21 protein-coding genes are annotated in these 23977 nt (G+C 44.4%); 10 read left to right on the plus strand and 11 right to left on the minus strand.

What is annotated here, in order from left to right; translation table 11 throughout:
• Positions 1-6: 6 nt before the first annotated feature.
• From hisD to hisIE, 7 genes are read left to right on the plus strand one after another with little or no spacing between them, the layout of a single operon-like run.
• Positions 7-1311: a histidinol dehydrogenase gene (gene hisD / locus AWH61_RS15360; RefSeq protein WP_014950028.1), complete on the plus strand. Its 1305-nt coding sequence runs from the start codon at positions 7-9 to the stop codon at positions 1309-1311.
• Positions 1311-2390, plus strand: a complete 1080-nt coding sequence (gene hisC / locus AWH61_RS15365; RefSeq protein ID WP_075177534.1) for a histidinol-phosphate transaminase — start codon at positions 1311-1313, stop codon at positions 2388-2390. The genes hisD and hisC overlap by 1 nt, the downstream gene beginning before the upstream one ends.
• Positions 2387-3457: a bifunctional histidinol-phosphatase/imidazoleglycerol-phosphate dehydratase HisB gene (gene hisB / locus AWH61_RS15370; RefSeq protein ID WP_014950030.1), complete on the plus strand. Its 1071-nt coding sequence runs from the start codon at positions 2387-2389 to the stop codon at positions 3455-3457. Before hisC ends, hisB begins: the two co-directional genes overlap by 4 nt.
• Complete coding sequence (gene hisH / locus AWH61_RS15375) at positions 3457-4086, plus strand: imidazole glycerol phosphate synthase subunit HisH (RefSeq protein ID WP_075177535.1); 630 nt, start codon at positions 3457-3459, stop codon at positions 4084-4086. Before hisB ends, hisH begins: the two co-directional genes overlap by 1 nt.
• Positions 4086-4823, plus strand: coding sequence for a 1-(5-phosphoribosyl)-5-[(5-phosphoribosylamino)methylideneamino]imidazole-4-carboxamide isomerase (gene hisA, locus AWH61_RS15380; RefSeq protein WP_014950032.1), 738 nt, complete (start codon positions 4086-4088; stop codon positions 4821-4823). Before hisH ends, hisA begins: the two co-directional genes overlap by 1 nt.
• The gene (gene hisF / locus AWH61_RS15385; protein ID WP_014950033.1) at positions 4805-5617 is read left to right on the plus strand and encodes an imidazole glycerol phosphate synthase subunit HisF; all 813 of its coding nucleotides are present in this window, start codon (positions 4805-4807) and stop codon (positions 5615-5617) included. Before hisA ends, hisF begins: the two co-directional genes overlap by 19 nt.
• A complete protein-coding gene (gene hisIE / locus AWH61_RS15390) occupies positions 5614-6231 on the plus strand; it encodes a bifunctional phosphoribosyl-AMP cyclohydrolase/phosphoribosyl-ATP diphosphatase HisIE (RefSeq protein WP_015067587.1) in 618 nt (205 codons plus the stop codon). Before hisF ends, hisIE begins: the two co-directional genes overlap by 4 nt.
• Positions 6232-6387: 156 nt before the next feature.
• On the opposite strand, the gene AWH61_RS15395 is transcribed toward hisIE, so the two are convergent.
• The 3 genes from AWH61_RS15395 to AWH61_RS15405 all read right to left on the minus strand — a co-directional run bounded on the left by AWH61_RS15395 (position 6388) and on the right by AWH61_RS15405 (position 11359).
• The gene (locus AWH61_RS15395; RefSeq protein WP_075177536.1) at positions 6388-7248 is read right to left on the minus strand and encodes an alpha/beta hydrolase; all 861 of its coding nucleotides are present in this window, start codon (positions 7246-7248) and stop codon (positions 6388-6390) included.
• Between the two features lie 91 nt (positions 7249-7339).
• A complete protein-coding gene (locus AWH61_RS15400) occupies positions 7340-8185 on the minus strand; it encodes a formate/nitrite transporter family protein (RefSeq protein ID WP_014950037.1) in 846 nt (281 codons plus the stop codon).
• A gap of 258 nt (positions 8186-8443) precedes the next feature.
• On the minus strand, positions 8444-11359 hold the full coding sequence (locus AWH61_RS15405) for a M16 family metallopeptidase (RefSeq protein WP_075177537.1): 2916 nt from the start codon (positions 11357-11359) through the stop codon (positions 8444-8446).
• 330 nt (positions 11360-11689) lie between these two features.
• On the opposite strand from AWH61_RS15405, the gene lepB reads away from it, so the two are divergent.
• Positions 11690-12343, plus strand: coding sequence for a signal peptidase I (lepB, locus tag AWH61_RS15410; RefSeq protein WP_075177538.1), 654 nt, complete (start codon positions 11690-11692; stop codon positions 12341-12343).
• 443 nt (positions 12344-12786) lie between these two features.
• Entirely contained in the window at positions 12787-15381 is a 2595-nt protein-coding gene (locus tag AWH61_RS15415; protein ID WP_039236294.1) for a TonB-dependent receptor, read from the plus strand.
• A gap of 364 nt (positions 15382-15745) precedes the next feature.
• Here AWH61_RS15415 and AWH61_RS15425 read toward each other — a convergent pair whose 3' ends face one another.
• The 7 genes from AWH61_RS15425 to AWH61_RS15455 form a co-directional block, all read right to left on the minus strand.
• Positions 15746-16060 (minus strand): hypothetical protein, encoded by a 315-nt coding sequence (locus AWH61_RS15425; RefSeq protein WP_075177539.1) that lies wholly within the window; start codon positions 16058-16060, stop codon positions 15746-15748.
• Positions 16061-16270: 210 nt separating this feature from the next.
• Entirely contained in the window at positions 16271-16666 is a 396-nt protein-coding gene (locus tag AWH61_RS15430) for an MAPEG family protein (protein ID WP_014976958.1), read from the minus strand.
• A gap of 147 nt (positions 16667-16813) precedes the next feature.
• Positions 16814-17458 (minus strand): adenylate kinase, encoded by a 645-nt coding sequence (gene adk, locus AWH61_RS15435; RefSeq protein WP_014950043.1) that lies wholly within the window; start codon positions 17456-17458, stop codon positions 16814-16816.
• A 338-nt stretch (positions 17459-17796) separates the two neighbouring features.
• Positions 17797-19719: a molecular chaperone HtpG gene (gene htpG, locus AWH61_RS15440; RefSeq protein WP_014950044.1), complete on the minus strand. Its 1923-nt coding sequence runs from the start codon at positions 19717-19719 to the stop codon at positions 17797-17799.
• A gap of 240 nt (positions 19720-19959) precedes the next feature.
• Entirely contained in the window at positions 19960-20559 is a 600-nt protein-coding gene (recR, locus tag AWH61_RS15445) for a recombination mediator RecR (RefSeq protein WP_075177540.1), read from the minus strand.
• Positions 20560-20564: 5 nt separating this feature from the next.
• A complete protein-coding gene (locus AWH61_RS15450) occupies positions 20565-21512 on the minus strand; it encodes a hypothetical protein (RefSeq protein WP_014950046.1) in 948 nt (315 codons plus the stop codon).
• A gap of 241 nt (positions 21513-21753) precedes the next feature.
• Complete coding sequence (locus tag AWH61_RS15455; protein ID WP_249922663.1) at positions 21754-22446, minus strand: hypothetical protein; 693 nt, start codon at positions 22444-22446, stop codon at positions 21754-21756.
• Positions 22447-22713: 267 nt separating this feature from the next.
• On the opposite strand from AWH61_RS15455, the gene AWH61_RS15460 reads away from it, so the two are divergent.
• The gene (locus AWH61_RS15460; RefSeq protein ID WP_075177542.1) at positions 22714-23502 is read left to right on the plus strand and encodes a ferredoxin--NADP reductase; all 789 of its coding nucleotides are present in this window, start codon (positions 22714-22716) and stop codon (positions 23500-23502) included.
• Between the two features lie 136 nt (positions 23503-23638).
• Here AWH61_RS15460 and AWH61_RS15465 read toward each other — a convergent pair whose 3' ends face one another.
• Positions 23639-23965 carry a YbaB/EbfC family nucleoid-associated protein gene (locus tag AWH61_RS15465; RefSeq protein ID WP_014950049.1) on the minus strand — a complete coding sequence of 109 codons (327 nt, stop codon included), beginning with the start codon at positions 23963-23965 and terminating at the stop codon, positions 23639-23641.
• Positions 23966-23977 lie beyond the last annotated feature (12 nt).

Genomic DNA, 23977 nt, shown 5'->3' on the forward strand with positions numbered 1-23977 from the left:
GCAATTATGATTACTTGGTCATCTCTTTCGGTAAATGAGAAAAAACAGGCGCTAGCCCGCCCGGCTATGGCCAATAGCCAACAGTTAAAGCAGACCGTGGGCGACATTATCGCCCGCGTTGAAAAAGAAGGCGATGAGGCAGTACTTGATTACACACGTAAATTTGACTGCCCAGACTTAACTAGCCTTGTACTTTCACAAGAAAACATTGACGCTCTTGCTGCGAAGGTAACGCCAGAGGTAGCAAGTGCTATCGATACTGCGTTCAACAACATAAAAATGTTTCACGAAGCGCAAATGCCTAGTGATATCGCGCTAACCACAACGCCTGGTGTTAAATGCGAGCTGCGCTTCACCGCCCTTGATGCAGTGGGTCTTTATATTCCAGGCGGCAGCGCGCCGCTTCCTTCTACCGTATTGATGCTAGGCGTACCTGCATTGGTGGCGGGCTGCGAAAATAAGCTACTTTGTACTCCACCAAACAAAGAACAGCTTATCGCGCCTGAAATTGCGTATGCGGCCAGAAAATGCGGCATCGACAAGATCTTCTTGTGTGGTGGTGCCCAAGCAATCGCCGCTATGGCCTTGGGAACAGACAGCGTTCCTCAAGTAGATAAGATTTTTGGCCCGGGTAACAGCTTTGTGACTGAAGCTAAACAGCAAGTAAGCCAACGTGCTGATGGTGCAGCTATTGATATGCCGGCCGGTCCATCAGAAGTGTTGGTACTTGCTGATGAGTTCGCAAACCCTGAGTTTGTAGCGGCCGACCTGCTTTCCCAAGCCGAGCACGGTCCAGACTCGCAGGCTATTTTGGTGTCTAACAGCGCTACACTTATTGAAGAAGCAAAAGCCGCGGTTGAACGTCAATTAGCAACCCTATCTCGCGCTGAGATTGCCCGCCCTGCTATGGAAAATGCGCGTTATATTTTGGCTGATTCTATTGAGCAAGCCATTGAAGCAAGTAACGCCTACGCTGCTGAGCACTTAATTGTACAAATAGAGAATGCCCGTGATTATTTGCCAAAAATTAAATACGCAGGCTCTATATTCCTAGGCCCGTGGTCACCAGAATCTGCAGGTGATTACGCGTCGGGCACTAACCACGTACTGCCAACCTATGGCTATGCTAAGAATTACTCTAGCCTTGGATTATTAGACTTTATGCGTCGCTACACTATTCAAGAACTAAGCGCAGACGGCATGCGTAATTTAGGCCCTGCGATTATGGCACTTGCAGCTGCCGAGGGCTTGGATGCACACGAACAGGCCGTTGCACTTCGCATGCAGGCACTTAAGCAAGGAGACGCCTAATGTCGGCACTTATCGATAACCTAATTAACGAAAATTTAGTGCCGCTAAAGCCGTATGAATCGGCTCGTCGCTTGTTTTCAGGCGGTCAAGATTGGCTTAATGCCAACGAGTCACCTTACGCTAATGAATACAGCGTTAATAGCAGTAACTTTAACCGCTATCCGTCATGTCAGCCCGAAGCGGTAGTCAGTGGATACGCAAACTACGCCGGGCTAGACAAATCGCAGCTTATAGTTACCCGCGGCGCAGATGAAGGCATTGAGTTGCTTATTCGCACCTTCTGCACGCCGGGTAAAGACAGCATTCTGATATGCCCGCCTACCTACGGTATGTATGCAATCAGTGCTGAAACCTGTGATGTGGGCATTAAGAAAGTGCCGCTTAACGACGACTTTAGCCTTAACGTGAATGCTGTATGCGCTGAAGATGACGTTAACGTGATTTTCATCTGTGCGCCAAATAATCCAACCGGTACGCCAGTTGCTCGTGAAGACATTAAAACCGTGCTCAATCACTTTGCCGATAAAGCACTGGTTGTTGTAGATGAAGCGTATATTGAGTTCGATGCCGACAATACGTGGGCAAATGAGATTAACAACTATCCAAACTTGGTGGTACTTCGTACGCTGTCTAAAGCGTTTGCTCTTGCCGGTCTTCGCTGTGGTTTTACACTTGCTCAGGCACCCGTCATCCAAGCACTACTTAAAGTGATAGCGCCCTATCCCATTCCAGAGCCAGTAGCGCAGATTGCTGCACAAGCATTGTCGGCTGAATCGCTAACGTTACTTGAGCTTCAGGTGGCTACCATTAACCGGGAAAAAGAGGCACTAGCCGAAGCGCTGGAATCTATCGAAGGCTTTGAATTAGTGGGTGATAGACGAGCAAACTTTATCTTATTCCGCTACGCAAAAGCGCAAGCCCTAATGCAGTACTTGGTAAGCCAAGGCATGCTTATTCGCGATCAATCAAAACAGCTTAACTTACAAAACTGTTTACGCGTAAGCATAGGCACTGAAGAGCAAAACCAGCGTTTAATGCAGCTAATTAACGAATTTAAAAATAATGAGGACGCGGCATGAGTCAGCAAGCCATTTTATTTATTGACCGCGACGGTACACTCGTAGAAGAGCCGCCAGTAGATAAGCAATTAGATAGTTTAGAGAAGCTTGTTTTCGAGCCAAACGTTATTCCTGTGCTACTTAAACTTAAGGCAGCTGGGTTTAAACTCGTGATGGTAAGTAACCAAGACGGCTTGGGTACAGACAGTTTCCCGCAAGAAGACTTCGACAAACCACACAATGCCATGATGGCCATTTTCGAAAGCCAGGGTGTAGTGTTTGACGACGTGCTTATTTGCCCGCACTTCGATGCTGATAACTGCACATGCCGCAAACCAAAGCTTGGCTTAGTACAAGAATACCTACAGCAAGGCAAAGTGGACTTCACTCGTTCGTTTGTTATTGGTGACAGAATTACCGATGTACAGCTTGCTGAAAACATGGGTATTCGCAGCTTTCAGTACAACCGTGAAAGCTTAAACTGGAACGATATTCAGAAAAGCTTGTTAGCGTCTTCACGTATTGCAGAGGTGGTACGTACCACCTCTGAAACCGACATTCGCGTGCGTGTAGATCTTGATTCGCAGGCTAAGTCGACAATTCAAACCGGCATGGGCTTTTTTGACCACATGCTTGACCAAATTGCGACCCACGGTGGCTTCGAGCTAAACCTGACTACCGATGGCGATTTGCACATTGACGATCACCACAGTGTAGAAGACACCGCGCTTGCCCTTGGTGAAGCACTTAAAAAGGCACTAGGCGACAAACGCGGTATTGGTCGCTTTGGTTTCGCGTTGCCAATGGATGAATGTCGTGCGGAATGTATTATGGACATATCAAACCGTCCACACCTTAAATTTGATGCTGAATTTAGCCGCGACCAAGTAGGTGAAATGGCCACAGAAATGGTGCCGCACTTCTTCTATTCACTTGCACAAAGCATGGGACTATCGCTGCACCTTTCCACCAGCGAAGGTAATGCACACCACCAGGTAGAGAGCTTGTTTAAAGTATTTGGCCGTGCGTTACGCCAAGCCATTACGCGCCAAGGCGATGCACTCCCAAGTAGTAAAGGAGCCCTGTAATGTCAGTGGTAACCCCCAGCCAGCGACAAAAAATAGTCATAGTAAATACCGGCTGCGCGAACATTTCATCGGTACGCTTTGCCCTTGAGCGCTTAGGCGTTGAAGTGGACGTATCTGACGATGTAAACGTGATTAAAAGCGCTGATAAAGTGTTTTTACCCGGCGTAGGAACAGCGGCAGCAGCGATGGCAAGCATTAAGCAAAAAGCGTTAGTGGAAACCCTGCAGTCGCTTACCCAACCTGTGCTAGGCGTATGTTTAGGCATGCAACTTATGGTTGAAACCAGCGCTGAAGGTGGTTTTCAAGGTACAGGCAACATCGACTGTTTGAACCTAATGCCAGGTCATGTGGCTCGCATGGAATCAAAAGGCGTGCGCTTACCTCATATGGGTTGGAACACAGTCTCTCATAAAGAAGAAAGTTTATTTAAAGGCATTCCACAAGATACGTACTTTTATTTTGTGCATAGCTTTGCTGTACCTGAGTACGAGCATACGCTTGCAAGCTGTACTTACGGCAACGTATTTTCAGCTGCCATAAACAAAGACAACTTTTACGGGGTGCAATTTCACCCAGAGCGTTCTGGCGAGGCCGGAGCACAATTACTGACTAACTTTGTGAACCTATAATGATTATTCCAGCGATTGATCTTATTGACGGACGCGTAGTACGCCTTTATCAAGGCGACTACGAGCAGAAAACCCAATACGAACTGGACCCAGTAGACGTGGTTCACGACTATGCCGACCAAGGTGCAACCTGGCTGCACATTGTTGACCTAACAGGCGCTAAAGACACCAGTAAACGTCAGCTTTCACTAATTAAGTCTATGGTCGATACCAAGCGCATGAAGTTTCAAGCCGGCGGCGGTATTCGAAGCGAAGAAGAAGTGGCGCAATTACTAGAAACTGGCGTCAGCCGCGTAGTGATTGGTTCTTTGGCCGTTAAGCAACCTGAACTAGTGAAGTCTTGGGTAGAAAAGTACGGTCCAGAGCACATTGTACTGGCCCTGGATATCAATATCAGCGATAGCGGTGAAAAGCTTATTGCCACCCACGGTTGGCAAGAGAATTCTGGCGTAGCCCTTGAAGGCTTGCTTGAAGACTTCGCTTCTGTTGGTGCAAAGCATGTACTGTGTACCGACATTAGCCGTGACGGCACGCTACAAGGCGCGAACACCGAGCTGTATCAAGAAATGGCAGCCCGTTTCCCACACGTTAGCTGGCAAGCGTCTGGCGGTATTGGCAGCATCGCTGATATCGAAGCGCTAAAACCCACAAACGTTGGCGGCGTTATTCTTGGGCGCGCACTACTTGAAGGTAAGTTTACGGTGAAGGAGGCTATCGCATGCTGGCAAAACGCATAATACCGTGCCTAGACGTACGCGACGGCAAAGTTGTTAAGGGCGTTCAGTTTAGAAACCACGAAATTATTGGTGATATTGTACCTCTTGCTGAGCAATATGCGAAAGCAGGTGCCGACGAACTAGTATTCTATGATATTACCGCGAGCTCTGATGCCCGCGTAGTAGATAAAAGCTGGGTAAGCCGTATTGCACAGGTTATTGATATCCCTTTTTGTGTTGCTGGCGGCATTAAGAGTATTGAAGACGCTGGGCGTATTTTGGAAATGGGTGCAGATAAGATTTCGATTAACTCCCCTGCCCTTAATAATCCAGACCTTATTAACCAGCTGCACGACGTTTATGGACAACAGTGCGTCGTGATTGGTATCGACAGTTTCTATAACGAAGCAACCGACCAATACGAAGTGTACAAATTCACTGGTGATGAAGCGCGAACGCAAAAAAGCCAGTGGCAAACCATCGATTGGATTAAAGAAGTTCAGTCGCGCGGTGCGGGTGAAATTGTACTGAACTGCATGAACCAAGACGGCGTGCGCAAAGGCTACGATGTGAAGCAGTTGAAAGCCGTGCGCGATGTCTGTGAAGTGCCGCTAATTGCGTCGGGTGGCGCGGGTGAAATTGCCCACTTTACAGATGTGTTTCAACAGGCTGACGTAGATGGCGCGCTTGCAGCATCAGTATTTCACAAGGGCATCATCAATATTGATGAGTTAAAAGCAGAGTTAACCAGCAATGGCGTTGCCATGCGTAAGCGTCACGGATTAACGGCGCAAGCAGAAGGAGTAAACCCGTGATCATTACTAACGAAAACAGCAATAAACTGGCTTGGGACAAAATGGACAACCTACTACCCGCCATCGTGCAAGACGCACTGTCTGGCAAGGTATTAATGCAGGGCTACATGGACCAAGACGCATTGGCGAAAACCCTTGAAACGGGCAAAGTGACTTTCTTCAGCCGTTCAAAGCAGCGTCTTTGGACCAAGGGTGAAACATCTGGTAACACGCTAGATTTAGTGAGCGTTGCTTGTGACTGCGATCAAGATTCACTGTTGGTACTTGCCAACCCTAACGGCCCGACATGCCACACTGGTGTTGAAAGCTGTTGGTTCGACGGCAACACACCAGCCTTTACGTTTCTTGCAGATTTAGAGCGTGTATTGGCTGCCCGTAAAGACGCTGACCCTAAAAGCAGCTATACCGCTAGCCTCTACAACAAAGGCATTAAGCGCATAGCGCAGAAAGTGGGCGAAGAAGGTGTAGAAACCGCATTGGCTGCGACTGTACACGACAAAGAAGAGCTTAAAAACGAAGCCGCTGACTTGTTGTACCACTTAACGGTACTGCTTCAGGCGAGCGATATGTCGCTAAACGATGCACTTGATGTGTTGCGTGAGCGCCACAAGTAATCCGTTGTAAAACTCGTTTATTGTTCAAAATGCCCTTCTCGTTTTCTACGCGAAGGGTATTTTTGTATCGCAGAGCTTTGCACTTTATTGAAATTAACACTGCTTAGCCTGTCTAACAATCGAACAAAAAGTGAGCCCTCGGTTAAAGAAACGCGACTAGCGCGGCGTTCCCAATATCCAATCTATTCCATGGATAGCAACGGTGGGAAATACGGTCGCATGCGACGCGCCGCCGATAACATGCAATTGTAGTGTTATGTTTTGATCTGCCTTAGCGTTGATTTTACTTGCCAATGCTTTGCTCCCCGCAACCATATCTTGACCCTCGCCAAACTCAGGCGTTTCAAAGCTTCCCACACCAATGTAAACACGCTTGGGCGATTGAGTTTCAGCCATTTCTAAGGTTAGTAAGTAATCGTCATTAAACCACACTGAAGGGCTAACAAGCACATAGTTAGAAAAGGTTTCAGGAGATTGCATGAGCACGTAGCCGCCAAATAGCCCGCCTAATGAATGCCCAATAAAAGTCCGTCGATTGACGTCTACTCGATATGTAGACTCAATAAATGTTAATACATCTCGTCTAATAAATGACAGATACTCAGCAGCAAGACCGGTTTCCAGTTTCCAACTATTGGCTATGGCAGGAGTGTAGTCCCTTACTCTACTCTCTACGCCTTTTGATTCTAGGGAATAAGACAACCCCACTATGACCGCTTCTTCCATTTGGCCTACGTTTACTGGCATTCGCATAGAGCTTACGATAATAGGAAAACTGTAAGGCGCATCTGTTGTGTATATTACGGGGTAATCCTTGGAAGGAGATGCGTTATAGCTTTTTGGCAACTGTACAAATAACGTATATTTACGTGCAGTTTCCGTATCTTCTATTGTCACCATTTTGCTTCTAGGTAACGAGACAGACGCTTCAGAAATGATAGGTTTAATGATTGATTCAGCAAAAGCACATGAAAATGCACTTCCGACAAGAATTATTGCTGTTAGAAAGCGAAGCACCGTAACCCCTTAGTGGTTTAAACGGCATGTTATAACGCAGCTAATTTCAATTAACCACTGTTTGCACACCTAGGGTCACCTTTTGACTTCTCTATTTCTCGATTTCCCTTACCACTTGGCCATAAGCCAGCAGTGCGAACAGCCCTGTTCCGCCCACAATATTTCCTAGTAATGTTGCACCAATGAGTGAGAGTGTTTCAAGAACGCTTATTTTATTTTGCAGTGCTAACAAGAAAAGTTCTGTTGAACCGGCTATCACGTGCGTAAAATTTCCTATAGCAATTAAATAAGTAAAAATAACTATCATCAATATTTGAGAATGCTTAACCGAAGGCTTCATCCATACAATAGCGGCAATGATAAACCCGGACGTAATGCCGTATGAGAAAGCGTCTGATGGTGATAGCTTGGCATAATGTTCAGAAATAGCGGTCATCCCTTCAACCAGCTCTGGTGGAACAGATTGCAGCGAAAAGCTGAAAAACGCAGCCAAAAAGGTGCCGAACATATTGGCGGTGAAAACGATGAACCACAGGCGCGCAATGCAAAAGCCCATATTGAACGAAGGTTTACTCAACAAGGGTAGAATGACCGAAAGCGTATTTTCGGTGAACAATTGAAGTCGACCAACAATCACCAGCACGAAACCAACCGTATAGCCCAGGTTTTCGATAACAAACTGATTGGGAGAATTTGCAAAGAGGTGATGCAAAATTCCTTCAGCAAGAATTGAAATCGAGATGCCAATGCCTGCCGCCACACCAGACCACCACAATGACATCATAGGACGCTGAAGTTCTTCTAACCCTTCCCTGTGGACAATGGCGTACAAAGAAACAGAATTTAAGCTCTGATTATCTCGTACATCTTTTTCTTCAGTATGACTAAGGGCAACGTCTTGCTCTTGGCGCCCAGACTCCTTTATTTTTTCCGTCACTCATGTCTCCTGCAACTCTTTGCTTAACTAGGACGTTTGCCTCAATTACATAGTATTTGGTCTACGACACAGTTATTTAACAGGCACTAACAGACCACCCTATTCGGTTACGTTGATTAAGCACGTTTTTGGTCACAATAATTTTGCCTATTTCAGATATAGCACTCATTTTAATAAAAAAGCCCGCGTGAACGCTGTTCACACGGGCTTTGATCTTATTAACGGCCGTTATAATGCTCGCAAAACGTAAAACATGAACTAAGGGTTTAACAAGGTTGGCTGCCCTAACCCAAGCGCTTCTAAACGCTCAAACTGGGTATCTTTGTCCCCAACTATCAAATAAATCATTTTATCAGGATGCACATATTCACCGTATAGGCGCTTTATCTCACCCACGGTTAACGCTTTTACCTCAGCTTCTTGCTGTAAAACGTAATCATTGGGCAAGCCAAAGTCGCTAATTTCGCTAACCATATTCAATTTAGCGCCTAACGTTTCAAACGCCCTAGCGCCAGATTTAAGTGTAAACCCTTTCGTAACGTCTAAATCTTCATCTGAATAGTTTGTGCCAAACGCTGCTAATATATCCATGATAGCTTGCGTTGATTCTAAGGTAACATTCGACCTTACAGCGCTTCGTATGGTGAATTCCCCCGTATATTGATCGCTAGAAAACGACGAACGAATGCCATAGGTGTAGCCTTTGTTTTCACGCAGTTCCTGCATAAGCTGTGAGGCGAAACCGCCCCCGCCTAAACGATAATTCATCACACTGACTTTATAAGCATCATCATGAGTAACATTCGGGGCGGAATGGCCGAAATAAAGCACTGACTGTTTAGCCCCAGGCACGTCATAGAAAAAGAGTTGGGCGCTTTCTGGCAGCTTGGGCTCTGGTACCTTCGCAAAAGTAACATCTTTCGGTAACCATCGCGCATTAAGTGGCGCTAGGCTTTTTACAACGTCCTGTTGTTTGATGTCTCCCACAACATGGAACTTTGCCAATGACGGTGTGAAGTATTTCTCGTAATACTTCTTAACATCTTCGAGCGTTGTGTCATCTACAGTTTGCTTATCACCAAGAACCGTTTGAGCAAACGGATGCGCCTTTCCGTAAAGCAGTGTTTTAAACTCGACCGATGCAATGGCATTAGGGTTCGCTTTTATTTGTTCAATCTGGTTGATTGTATCGTCTTTAGCTAATTCAAACTCTTGTTCATCAAAGCGAGGAGAAAGTATCACTTCAGTGACAAGCTGCATTAAGTCACTGTAGTGCTTAGACAAGACCGTTCCGCTAATAGTAATGTCAGTTTCAGAAGCACTGGCCTCCAGAGAAGCGCCTAAAAGCTCAATTTCCTGTTCCAGCTGCTCGGGTGTTTTTTCCGCCGTACCTTTAAGCAAAGTTGCGGCAAGTAAATTGGCGGTTCCTGTTTTACCTTCTGAGTCTAGAAGCATGCCACCATCTAGCTTTAACTCAAACGCGACCAATGGCACTTCGTCATTAGCAATACCCGTTATTTTGATGCCAGACGACAGTGTATTTTGCCAAACCTTAGGTGGTGTAATTTCTATTGATTCACCATAAGCAGGCTCTTTCGTGCGATCAAACGATGACGGAGTACGTTCGTATTCAGCCGCAACTGACGCATCAAAGCTCTCTTCCGCCCCCGCGACAATTTGCTCCTCAACTACATTAGCTTCAGTAGAGCCGCTTAACACCAACTCTTGCTGTCCCTTAGGTACAAAGCTGGTGGCCACAAACGGCTTATCCTTGATATAGGTGCTATAAACACGCATTACATCTTGTTGTGAAACGCTCAGAATTTTCTGAACATCTTGGCTGATAAATTCAGCCCCGCCCGCAAAGATTTCGTATTGCGCCAATTGAAAACCTTTACCTAAGACGCTTGAAAGTCCTTGATAAAATTCTGTTTCTTGACCTGCTTTTATGCGCGCCAAATCCTTTGAAGAAATCCCGTCTTTCTCAAAGCGGGCGAACGCTTCGTTAACTCCACCTGCAACAGTGTTTAAGTTCACGCCATTAAATGCCATAACCTGCAGCTGTAGCTGTCCAGCGATCTCAGCATCATAGCCATAAAGATAAACATCACTGGTGAGCTTCTTCTCGTCAACAAGCACCTTGTTCAGCGGAGCATCTTTGCCTTGGCTTAAGTACTGAGAAAGTACTTGAAGTGGATAATAGTCATCGTGATATTCAGGTACGGTTGGCCACACCATAGTTAAAAGTGGCGCTTGTGCAAAATTATCTATATGGAATCGTTTTTTAGTCTCATTGAGCTTCGCAGGTTGAGGCGGTAATTTATTGATTTGCTCTCCCGCAGGAATTTCATCGAAATACTTTTTAACCCACGCTTTAGTTTGATTTACGTCAATATCACCCGCGATGGTAAGCACCACATTATTAGGTACATACCATTTTTTGAAAAACTCTTTAACGTCAGCAAGCGTTGCGTTTTGCAAATCATCTAACGACCCAATCACTTGCCAACTATAAGGATGCCCTTCAGGGTAAAGGTTTTTATCAATCACATATTGATTGTGACCATAAGGACGATTATCCACACTCTGGCGCTTTTCGTTTTTCACCACCTGCTTTTCTTTGGCGAGCACAGGGTCTGTTACGGTATTAATGAAAAATCCCAACTTATCGGCTTCAGCCCAGATCATTTTTTCTAAAGCATCAATGGGTACAGTTTGGAAGTAGTTGGTACTGTCACGACTCGTCGAGCCATTTGCACCTGAGCCGCCAATTTTCGCGCTGAGTTTATCAAGACCGCCTTTTCCCAAATTCTCTGATTCGAGAAAAAGTAAGTGTTCAAACAAGTGCGCAAAGCCTGTTCGCCCTTCTTTTTCTCTGGCTGAACCCACATGCGCAGTGAGGGCGACAGCAGCAACGGGATCAGACCTGTCAACGTGCAGTACAACGGTAAGCCCGTTATCAAGAGTAAAACGCTCGTAGTCCACGTTGAACGATGGCGTATTTAGGGAAGCAGTACTATTATCTGCATTAACAGTTGTTTCGCTGGTTATATCGGAAGCAGTTCGTACATTTTGTGGATCATTGGTGTTATGTGTACACCCTGTCGAAACTGCACTTAGTGTTATTACAGCAATTGCAGTGTACATTCTTGTTCGTTTGAATGTTTCAAGCATTATGTATGTTCTTTGCCAATCAAAAACGTAACAAGTACCACAAGTGCACCACCAGTGCCATGACATTCCTTTTTCGGTCATTTTTAGCATGCCTAAAGAGGCAGCGTTCACTTTTTACAGAGATAAAAATAAACACCTGATTTTTATGTGTTTTATTGCTTTTTATCAACGTTCAATACCCTGTAGCTAGAGCAAACTTAATTAGCTACCGACATAGTTCGTTACATTTTCCACACCTCAATTTTGAACAAATTAGGTAATTTACAATCTACATCTATTACACAAGTCATGTCGTGATAAAACTTTGATCTAACGAGCAATCTACGAAAAGTGAGAACCGAAGCCGTGTTAAATCTAAAACAGAGCGTTAAGAACAACCTGCCTTTCATTTTATTTATGGTTTTGCTTTTCTCGTTTCGAAGCAGTGTTGCTGATTGGTATTATGTCCCTACAGGCTCTATGGAGCCCACCATTCAAGTAGGCGACCGCGTAGTGGTTGATAAATCAGCCTACACGCTAGAATTGCCGTTCACAGACGTTGTTGTCGCGAAAACTGGTAACATCAATCGCGGTGACATTGTAATTATTGACAGTAATGCAGCTGATACCAGACTCATTAAACGTGTGGTTGCCATTGAAGGTGACAAGGTCAAATTAGAAAACAACGTTCTTTTTATCAATGGTGAAAAAGCAACGGTAAGCGCCAAAGATCACAATCTTTATTCCGAGCAGATTTTAGGCCAAACACGAACCATAGCGCTTAACCCATTACCTAGCCCTGCGAAAAACTTTAACTTGGTCACTGTACCTAGAGATCACGTGCTGGCAATGGGGGATAATAGGAACAATAGCGTTGATTCTCGTTATTATGGCTTCATTCCAATTGAAGAAATCCAGGGCAAAGCCAACTCTGTTGCATTTTCGTTAGACACAGAGAATATGTATCTACCTCGAAAAGAAAGGTTTTTCACTTCTCTTTATTAAATGTCGAGGATAAATTCTCTTTACATTAGCGCAAATAGACCTTTACCTACGCTCAATTTTTAAACACTCGGTTACTGGTCAGATCAGCTGCGTTTGCCATCAAAAGTTATCTACACGAAAAAGTAGGCACTATTTTTAATACCTAAAATACGACCATTTGTGCGTTTATGTTTCTTATCAGAACGCACGGGTTTTATTCCACTTTTTATTTATTCTTGTCGTAGAAGCATTGTCCCAAGGCTTTTACGCTTCGCAACAATGCCCTATTCCCTCAATTCAAATTCACATTAGTAATACTCGGTTTACACACTTTGTAACCAAGTGTCACATCTTTCGCATTTTACGCTATTGCAACATAAGCATCAGGAGTGCTATTCATAAATCTGCAACAACGTAATGTTGCAGATACACACAACAAGTAAAATGGACATAAGGAAATAACAATGAAACAAGGTCGTAAAGTAAGTGCAATTGCAGTGGGATTAGCACTTACAGGATTAACTTCTCTATCTCCTGCGTATGCACAGCAAGCTGACGAAGAAGCAGCCAACCTTGAACGAATTGCAGTCACCGGTTCTCGTATCAAACGTACAGATATGGAAGGCCCTTCACCTATTCAATCAATAGATGCAACAATGATTGAAGGGATGGGCTATGAAAACCTTCAACAACTACTCGAGCGTATGCCGGCCACAGGTGCGGGTACCTTCTCGACACGTAATAACAGCCAAGATTCAACAGCCAATGGTGCGGCAGCGGTATCCCTTAGAGGTATGGGGCCAGATGCAACGCTTGTTCTAATAAACGGACGTCGCGTGGCAATTAGTGCCTTTGCTGAAAGTATCACTAACTCATTCGTTGATATTAACTCTATTCCTGTATCCGCCATCGAACGAATCGATATATTAAAAGATGGCGCTTCTGCGATTTACGGCTCAGACGCTGTTGCTGGTGTAGTAAACGTAGTACTGAAGAAAGACTATGAAGGTCTAGAGATTAATGCAGGTTATGGTGGTACAACAGGCCCAAGCTATGATGAGACCACCGCCAGTATTCTATGGGGCTCTCAAAGCGAAAAAAGCAGTGCTACAGTTATCATCGACTATTTCAACAACAGCACGCTTGGCGCTGACGAAATGGGTCGTTACGGTACAGCCAACCAATCTCCTTATGGCGGTATGGACTTCCGTTCGTCGCGAGGTTACCCAGGCTACTTCTATGTGGATGGTGTTAAAACTATCGACCCTGACTGTCCTGAAGATAGCGCAACGGCATCTGGTAGCTGTTTGTTCGATTATGGCCCATTCGGTTTAACCATACCGGCATCTGAACGCGTTGGCTTTATTGGCCAGTTCGACTATAAAGTTGGCGATGAAACCACAGCATTTATGGAAGTTGCAATGCAGCACAATACGTCTGAAGCAGGCGGTGCAGCAACACCTCTTGATGAAGATGCCGGTTTAACCGTTCCGGGTACTCATCCTGATAACCCGTTTGGACAAGACATTGAAATTGGTCGCTACCGCCCTGTTGATGCAGGTGCCCGTCGCTGGGATATCGAATCTGACACCCTTCGTTTAGTCGCTGGCCTTCGTGGTACATTCAATGATTATGACTGGGAAGCGTCTGTACAAAAAGGCCGCAGCCGTTCAGAGCAAAGCGGTGATCAATCACAAGGGTGGGTTCGCGTTGACTGGCTACAGGAACAGATTAACCTTGGTAACTACAACCCGTTTGGTGGCGTTACTAACCCACAAAGTGTAATTGATGATATTACTACTAGCCTTGTGCGCCGTGGTGAGTCTCGAATGACCAGCGTTGACGCCCACATTACCGGTGAAGCATTCAGCTTCGGCGACGATGTTGTCATGATGGCAGCAGGTGTTGAATATCGCGAAGAGCAAGTATCTGACGTTCCTGATGTTCAGTTCCAGCGCGGATTAATCTTCGGTACTGAATCGGTTTCAGCCTCAGCTGAACGCGACCAGTATGCAGCATACTTAGAGCTTTCTATACCTTTAGCTGAACAGCTTGAGCTTCAACTAGCTGGTCGTTACGACCATTACAGCGACTTTGGTAGCACAACTAATCCTAAAATCGCATTACGTTGGGCGCCAAGTGATGAAGTAACCGTGCGCGGTTCATGGGCTCAGGGCTTTAGAGCGCCGTCTCTTGCACAAGTTGGCCTTGGTCCGTCACAGAAAAGTGTGTTCTTCGTAGACAAATATCGCTGTGATGCAACAGGTCAAGATTGTGAATCGTTGGATTACAATATCGAGTTTGCGGGTAACCCTAACTTAGATGCAGAAGAGTCAGAATCTTGGAACGTAGGTGTTATCTACGCACCTATTCAAGAATTAGGCTTGAGCATTGATGTATGGAGTATTACTCAAGATAATAAAATTGATGAGCAGCAATTCGGCTTGGTTTACGACGCAGAATGTAATAACCAAGACAGCACGATTTGTGTACGCTTAGATCCACAGTCAGGCGAATCGCTAGGTGTAATTCAGAAGATTTTCAACACTTACCAAAACGTATCATCTCAAGAAGCGTCTGGTGTTGACTTCAGCGCTAACTATCGCATGGAACTGCAAGAGTTCGGTAACGTACGCTTCAATCTTGATTGGTCTTACATGAACGAATTCGAAAAAGACGGCCTTGAGTACACTGGCGAATACGGCTATCCAGAAAATCGTTGGTTGTTCGGTACAACGTGGTCTAAAGGCGCGTTCGATGCCAACTTGAACATTAGCTTTATTGGCGAATTTGAAGACACGCCTGACATTGATTTCGACGGTGTATTGGATTTTGAAGAAAATACCTCTAGAACGGTTGATTCTCAAATGTTGGTAGACTTGCAGTTTGGTTACAACTACAGCGACAACCTTCGCCTTGTAATTGGTTCAAACAACTTGCTTGACGAAGAGCCTCCATTTGCTATTGGAGATGGTGATGGTGACTTATACGGTTATGTAGGCGGCGTTCACAACCCGCGTGGCCGCTTCGTATACTCTAAACTAACTTACCGCTTCTAAAATCCTGTAAGGCGAAAAAGCGCTCAACGGCATTGCTTCACAATAGCGTGCCTTGAGCGCTTTTTAAGTTTCGATTCAACGTTTTCTAAAAGAACAAATATTCAATAAGAACCGTAGTGAGCCATGCGAGAGTCACAGGCAATACAATCATCACATAGACCATAACCTCAGACCCCACCTTTTCGGCGCGCCATGCCTCCATCATCTTCACTTTAAACCTACGCTTCAGCAAGTAGGTGTAAAAAACTAGAAATACCAAAATTATAAGAATCTTTAGCATTTAGACTCCAACCGAATCGGTTAAACGGCCAAACGGGACGAAACTCTTTGGTGGCAAAAGTTCCGTCAAGTCGCTTCGATGCGTTTATTCCTCTGTAGTATCGACATATTGGGAATCAACTGCATTGCCAATTGCGCCACCAGCCACTCCTAAGCCTATTGAACCTGCTAACCGCCCCACACTACCTACTGGATTAAAAAAGCCTGTGCTCGCTCCGACCAATCCTGCTGACCATAAAGACTTAGAGGTTGCACCTCCACCAGCCGCAATGGCGGCGCCGTAAACACCTCCTACCGCACCTGCGAATGCTCCCATTATGTTGACTATCCAAGCACCACTAACTTGTTCGAGTTCATCTCTAGATAATTCACTTACGTGTAACTCTACATTTCTTTGCATAACATTTTCCTTTGCGTATGTATCTTTAAATAAGCCAGCAAAGTAAATACAACGAGAGAATACCCAGCTGACACAAATACTATACCTTCGCAATACACACAGCGAACCTGTCCTCAATATCTGAATTAGCTCAACCTGATTGGAAATGAGGTAAAAAAAATGCCAGCTAAGCTGGCATTTTTCTGTATGTATTCACTTCTTTTGCAACACTTACAATCCGAAATGAATGAGCACCAAATTACCTATTGCTGCACATAGCATAGCAAGGAAAGTCAGGATCATGCCCGCGAAGCGCTGCCAGCTAACGCCTGAGTGACGACCTAAGCCATAGGCATGTAATACACGGCCAAATAACAGTGCGCTCCCCAATGCGTGAACAGCCCACACTTGGCCAGTATTAGCTTCAAAACACGCTATCATAATAAGGGTGATGGGTACGTACTCGCTAAAGTTGCCATGTGCTCTTGTCAAACGACTCAGGTCTTCGTGACCACCATCGCCAATTCCCACTTGGTGGCGACGTCTGGCGCCAATGACTAAAAACGACAAATACAGGTAGCAAATACCCAGTAAGCTGGCGTAAAACGCCGTGATTGGCAAAACCATGGTCTACTCCACATGTTCTAGTTATATCGCGCTGTATTAATCAGCGCTTAATTCAACATTCATGGTTGTCATTAAACGTTATCCGCTAATAAGTTACAAGCAACAAAAAAGGCCGCCTAAGCGACCTTTTGTTGACGTTGTTGGCAATTAACCTAAACGTTCAGCAAGTTCAGCACTCACTTCTTCAACTGGGCGCGTACCGTCAAGCTTGTGGTACTCACAGTTTCCAGCTTCCGCTTCAGCGCTGTAGTAGTTCACAAGCGGCTTTGTTTGCTCATGGTAAATCGCAAGACGCTTGCGCACTGTTTCTTCTTTATCGTCGTCACGAACGATTAGGTCATCGCCTGTTTCATTGTCTTTACCTTCCACCTTTGGTGGGTTGTAAACAACGTGGTAAACGCGACCTGATGCAGGGTGTACACGACGGCCACCCATACGTTCTACGATTACATCATCAGGAACGTCAAACTCGATGCAATGATCAACAGTGACACCTGCTTCTTTCATTGCGTCAGCCTGAGGAATAGTGCGAGGGAAACCGTCTAACAAGAAACCGTCTTTACAGTCATCTTGTGCAATACGCTCTTTTACTAGGCCAATGATAATCTCATCAGATACTAGTTTGCCTTCATCCATTACACGCTTTGCTTCAAGTCCTAGCTCTGTACCTGCTTTAATTGCAGCACGAAGCATGTCGCCCGTTGAAATTTGTGGAATGCCATATTTGCCCATTAAAAACTGAGCTTGTGTGCCCTTACCCGCGCCAGGAGCGCCGAGAAGAATGATTCGCATGAGTGCGTTCTCCGCTTATGATTTTTAAACTTTTTACTTCGGGCACTTTACACATTCAACACTGGGGTGACAAGTGTAAGCAGTACCGTAAAGTTAATCTTAAGACTAATGGCGAATATATGTTCAGCTTATAGGCACTTTTGTAAATTTGCGCCTACACCCATTCAGCAACTCATCCTATTTAAGATGAATAAGCTAACTCTTAATATGATTAACTTGAAATTTTAGACCGCCAAAATATAGCACAATAAAATGGCTAAACTTACTTTTGTTAGTCGTAGAATTAAAAAAACGGGCATTACGCCCGTTTTTAAATGTAAACCTAATGGTTTATTGCTTTATTTAGCTAACTTCATTAGAAGCGTGTTCAAGTTCTGTACAAAACTAGATGGGTCTTTCAAGCTACCCTGTTCTGACAATGCAGCTTGATCAAACAATACGCCTACCCACTGATTAAACAGCTCTTCATCTTGGGTATCTGCTAGCAGCTTCACCAAGCTATGCTCAGGGTTAAGTTCAAAGTGATACTTCACGTCTGGCACGGTCTGCCCTGCTGCCTGCATAAGCTTCATCATTTGCGTAGTCATGCCATTGTCATCTGCTACGATGACCGCAGGTGAGTCTGTTAAGCGATGGGTAAATTTAACGTCTACGACCTTATCGCCAAGTGCTGTTTTAGCTCGCTCAAGAACACCTTCAACTTGCTTTTCTGCTTCTTCTTGCGCCTTCTTAGACTCTTCGTCTTCTAAGTCGCCTAAATCTAAGTTTCCTTTCGCAATTGAGACAAACTGCTTCTCGTTAAACTCAGTAAGGTGAGACATTAACCATTCGTCAATGCGCTCGCCCATCAATAGCACTTCAATTCCTTTCTTGCGGAAAATCTCAAGGTGAGGACTAGACTTGGCAGCTTGCAAGCTATCTGCTGTCACATAATAAATCTTATCCTGACCTTCTTTCATTCGCTCAATATAGTCAGCTAATGATACGGTTTGTGCATCAGACTCACCGTGTGTAGAAGAGAAGCGTAACAAGCCAGCAATTTTCTCGCGGTTACTGAAATCTTCAGCCGGCCCTTCTTTTAACACATTGCCGAATTCATTCCAGAACGACTGATATTTTTCATTGTCGTTCTTCGCCATTTTTTCAAGCATCTGTAATACGCGCTTAGTACAACCTTGGCGTAGCGCTTGCGTTATCTTATTGTCCTGTAGAATTTCACGAGACACGTTAAGCGGAAGATCATTGCTGTCTAGCAAACCTTTAACAAAACGTAGATAAGTAGGCATGAACTGTTCGGCGTCGTCCATAATGAAAACACGTTGAACGTAAAGCTTAAGACCATGACTTTGGTCGCGATTCCACATATCAAACGGCGCTTTAGAAGGGATATACAATAAACTTGTATATTCTGTTTTACCCTCTACTTTGTTATGCGCCCATGCAAGCGGATCAGCAAAGTCATGAGAGATATGCTTGTAGAATTCGTTATACTCGTCATCAGTAATCTCAGACTTTTCACGAGTCCAAAGCGCGGTGGCTTTGTTTACTACTTCCCATTCACCAGGCTGGCCTTCAATTTTTTCGCCATCAGGGCCTTCACTTTCAGGCACTTCATCTTTCCACATCTGCACAGGAATACTGATGTGATCAGAATACTTACTTACGATAGAGCGTAAACGCCATGCATCAGCAAATTCTTTTTCGTCTTCGCGTAGGTGAAGTGTAATCTCGGTGCCACGTGTAGGCTTGTTGATTTCAGCAATAGTGAATTCACCTTCACCGTCTGAAATCCACTCAACACCTTGCGATGCATCTGCACCAGCAGCACGAGTTCGCACCGTAACTTTGTCTGCTACGATGAACGCAGAGTAAAAGCCAACACCAAACTGGCCAATGAGTTGTGAGTCTTTAGCGCTATCGCCAGAAAGTTTGCTAAAGAAGTCTTTAGTGCCTGACTTAGCAATTGTACCCAAGTTCGCAATGACTTCATCGCGAGTCATACCAATACCGTTATCGGTAATGGTGACGGTATTTGCTTCTTTATCGACGCTAAGCTTTACGTTTAACTCGCCATCGTTTTCGTAAAGACTGTCATTTTCTAGCGCACGAAAGCGTAACTTATCCGCAGCATCTGCCGCGTTTGACACTAACTCACGTAGAAAAATTTCTTTGTTTGAATACAAAGAGTGAATCATCAGATGAAGAAGCTGTTTTACTTCTGTTTGAAAACCGTGGGTTTCTTTGTGGGCTGCTTCAGCCATAATCCAATATCTCCTCGTTGAATGGATCACGTTTGATGTTAAACAGGTAAGGTCGCTCAACGCACTTTTCAACGTTTAGAACGAAAATTTATTTTTTATAAGGAGATTTATCTTCAATAAAGTTTGATGTTGAATATTTTGTGGGCGAGCGATAAGAGAGAACGTGACGTAGGCCAGCCAGATGCGGACCCACGTTGAGTGTTTTAATTACTAAGAATGGGTATACCCCAATTTACAGTACTATAGTTTGCGGCGACCCGAAAATGCGTGGGTGAGAGTATTACCATCAATATACTCGAGCTCTCCCCCAACCGGCACGCCGTGGGCAATTCGAGACGCATCAACGTTATGGCTTGCACAAAGTTGAGCGATATAATGTGCCGTGGCCTCCCCCTCTACAGTCGGGTTTGTGGCGAGGATAACTTCATTTATCCCACCTGCGGCAAGACGAGCCTCAAGCTCAGTAAGACCAATTTCTTCTGGCCCAACGCCGTCAATAGGAGACAAATGACCCATAAGCACAAAATACTGCCCCTTGTAACTTAAGGTTTGTTCGATTGCTAGTACGTCTTGTGGGCTTTCAACAATACATAACAAGCCACTTGCATCTCTTTCAGGGTGACGACAAATGTCACATAGCTCGTCTTCAGTAAATGTTCTGCAGCGCTTACAATGATGAATATGCTCCATGGCATTGTGTAATACGTTGCTTAAATCAATTGCCCCAGTGCGATTACGCTCTAATAGGTGGAATGCCATACGCTGAGCGCTCTTGTTGCCAACGCCGGGAAGACACGTTAGTGCCTGAATTAATTCTGAGAGTAGCGGACTGAACTTCATAGTATTTACTGCTTTGGTGCTTTTTCTTTTTGATTCGAGCTTTCGCGGTATTTAATCACGTTCCGCTTTGCTTGGTCGAGCTTAACTTCATAAATGTTGCCCCCAAATAACCCCTTGTACTCTTCATCGGTGAAAACCAGCGTGTTGTCGTCATAAAACGTCACTGCCTCTTTTTGTGTGACTACGCCTAAATCAATACGCGACACATCGCCACTGAAGAAGTTATCGCCTTCAAAATTTTCAAATAACCACAGGCTTGTTGAATCTAACAGCACCAGTTTAGTCCTATCAGGGCTTATTGCAGCCGATGTGATCCAGCATAACTTTTCAAGGGTGGTACAGGTTTTAAATTCGCCGATGAGCTGTGCGTCAAAGTTAGCGGCATGATCCCCCACCTTATACAACTTGGTGATGCCATCGAAGGGTTTTGTTCTATTTTTTGTAAACAGGTAGAGGTTACGCTTGTACTCTACGAACGCTTCCAAATCGTAGTTCTTGTCTTTCGGTTTTACTTTTCCTTTTCCCATTTCTGGGTAAGTAAACTTAATGATTTCTGCTTCTGTGGTATCGGTTTTTATGTCAATGGGGTTTTCAATTTTGTAAATCGTTAACCAGCGTCGCTTGTTGTCATTGTTACCGAAGTCTCCCAAAAAGAAATGACCGAAACTGTTTTGTGTCATGTCTTCCCAGTCGACGTTTTTGGCATTTGTAACTGTCACTTCCCTCTCAATAGTTCCATCTTTATTGAGCATATAAAGGATAGGTCCATCGCCACTGTCGTTAATGGCCCAAAGCCTTTTGTATTTATCGTATTCTATACCTGAAATTTCCTTAAGCTTCGGGTCGACCGTTACTGTTTTCATTTTAAACAGGTCGTGAATACTCATAAAAAACAACACGGTTGCGATGGGTAGTAAAATAACCGTGGTGATAACTAAGCCTTTCCTTAGCACTACTAAAACCTCTATTTTAACGAGTTAACTTTCGCGATTAGCGGTTAACTGAACACGTTGAGTTTTCTGAAAGATAAAAAACGCAATGATACAACGATCATTCAACTATTTGGGACACTTTTTCTACGGAACAACGGTTAAATGAGATTTTACTGTTAATGTCGATGAGTTGGGCATGCGCTCAATATTTGTAAGCTGTGTATCAGCCCATAATTATCAACGTATCATGCTGAAAACAAGCCTAACCTTTATCAGTAAGTAGACGTTGACGTCCATCTTTATTGAATACGGTTTCATCGTGCTTTATAAATTGTTCAATGATTGACTGCTCATGGTCAGTAAATGCAGTTTCAAAATTCTGATGGCCAACGCTCACTGTAGCTTTTTGCCCATTTGCTAACTTTTCGTTAGCCAGCGCTAACTGACTAATGAAATCATTTAACGATATCCGATTGTATGTAAAGATCCCGGGCTTACTCAATGATGCAGGTGTGAGTAAGTCATCATGTTCAAGCATAAAGGCGTGTTTGAAAATTGCTTGAGACTTTGTGAAGCAGGCAGTAGGGCTGCGCAGAGTAGCAGCTTCTGGAAGCGCTTTAATACGGATGCTCTGACCATTGTCTGCGGTTTGCCAAGTTACACCACACACACTAACACTAAATGCATCTACCTGATTAGCAGTTTCCTTTCGCGCTAGCGTTGAGACGGTATCTAATGCTTGAAGCTCAGCAAGAACTTGAGGTAAAGACGTCATTGAGAGCTTTTCAATTGTTATCTTTCCCGCGTTGGACTGATAAGTAAGCTTCAGCGTGTTCTCTAGATAGTAGACTTGGCCTGTGTCCTTCCAAAGGGATACAGCGGTATTATTGATAGACGGGTTTTCGACGGCACAATCACGTTGGGCCTGAAAGCGTTTTAACATTTTTGCTAACACGGCATCCTCCCTCATTTCGAACTGCCACATTCTATTATTTGTGTTCCTTTGCCATGCGCAAGCTAAATGACTGAATGTGACAGTGTTTTAATGTTACGGAAGAAAGGCCTGGTTGAACTATTGCTAAAAATACTTATTTAAAACTCATAGCACGTTAGCGTTTACGTGCGTATACCGATACCACAAACGTTAATGATAACTATTATCATATTGTGAAGTATGCGAGAATGGCAGCATGGCTTGATGACTAAGTAAGTAGGAAAACGAATGCGAAATCTTATAAACGCAACCGTAACCCAAGTTCACCATTGGAATGACACTCTGTTTAGTTTCAAAACAACGAGAGAATCATCTTTTCGTTTTGAAAGTGGTCAATTCGTTATGATTGGTCTTGAAGTAGATGGTAGGCCACTGATGAGGGCCTACAGCATCGCAAGCCCAAATTATGATGAGGAATTGGAATTTTTTAGTATTAAGGTGCCAGATGGTGCGCTTACTTCTCGCCTTCAAAATATAGAACCTGGTGACCAGGTAATGATTAATGTTAGGCCTACAGGTACGCTCGTGCCTGGTTTCTTGTTACCCGGAAAACATCTTTATTTGCTCAGCACTGGTACAGGTCTAGCACCATTTATGAGTATTATCAGAGATCCTTTCATTTATGAAAGCTTTGAAAAAATTATATTAGTTCACGGAACGCGGTGGCGCTCTGAACTTGCCTATCAAGACGAAATTGAGCACCAACTTCCTAACAACCCTTATTTCGGTGACGAAGTGCGTGAGAAACTCATTTACTATCCTACTGTCACGAGAGAAAGTTATGAGAAAAACGGTATCGCTCACGAAGGACGGATAACGAAGCTAATTGAAAGCGGAAAGTTGCTGGATGATATAGGTATGCCTGAATTAGACACTGAAAATGACAGATTCATGCTATGTGGCAACGACAACATGCTACAAGACCTTATGTCTATGCTAGACGACAAGGGCTTCTCGAAAGCTAACTCGCGTCGTCAGGGGCATTATGTAATTGAACAAGCATTTATAGAAAAGTAATGCGCAACGCATTTGCCTGACCATCGGCAACATTTTAAGTTTTCAATAAAAATCGCCGGCGTGTTGCCGGCGACTTTCTATGATTTCACTCGCAAAATACTTGCAAGCTGTATCGCTTCTAGCTTTACATAATTATTTAAAACGGCATTTTGAAGCCAGGAGGTAATGGCATTCCGCCAGTTACATCACCCATCTTCTCTTTGCTAGTTTCTTGAACTCGACGTACCGCGTCGTTAAATGCTGCAGCAACCAAATCTTCAACCATATCTTTGTCGTCGTCCATCAATGACTCATCAATGTCTACACGACGCACGTTGTGGTTGCACGTCATGGTTACTTTAACCATGCCTGCACCCGCTTCACCTGTTACTTCAATTTTGGCTAGGTCGTCTTGTGCTTTTTGCATGCGCTCTTGCATTTGCTGCGCCTGCTTCATGATATTGCCCATTCCACCTTTAAACATAATTTTTGTCTC

The sequence above is a fragment of the Alteromonas sp. W12 genome, assembly GCF_001924945.1.
Lineage (GTDB): Bacteria > Pseudomonadota > Gammaproteobacteria > Enterobacterales > Alteromonadaceae > Alteromonas > Alteromonas macleodii.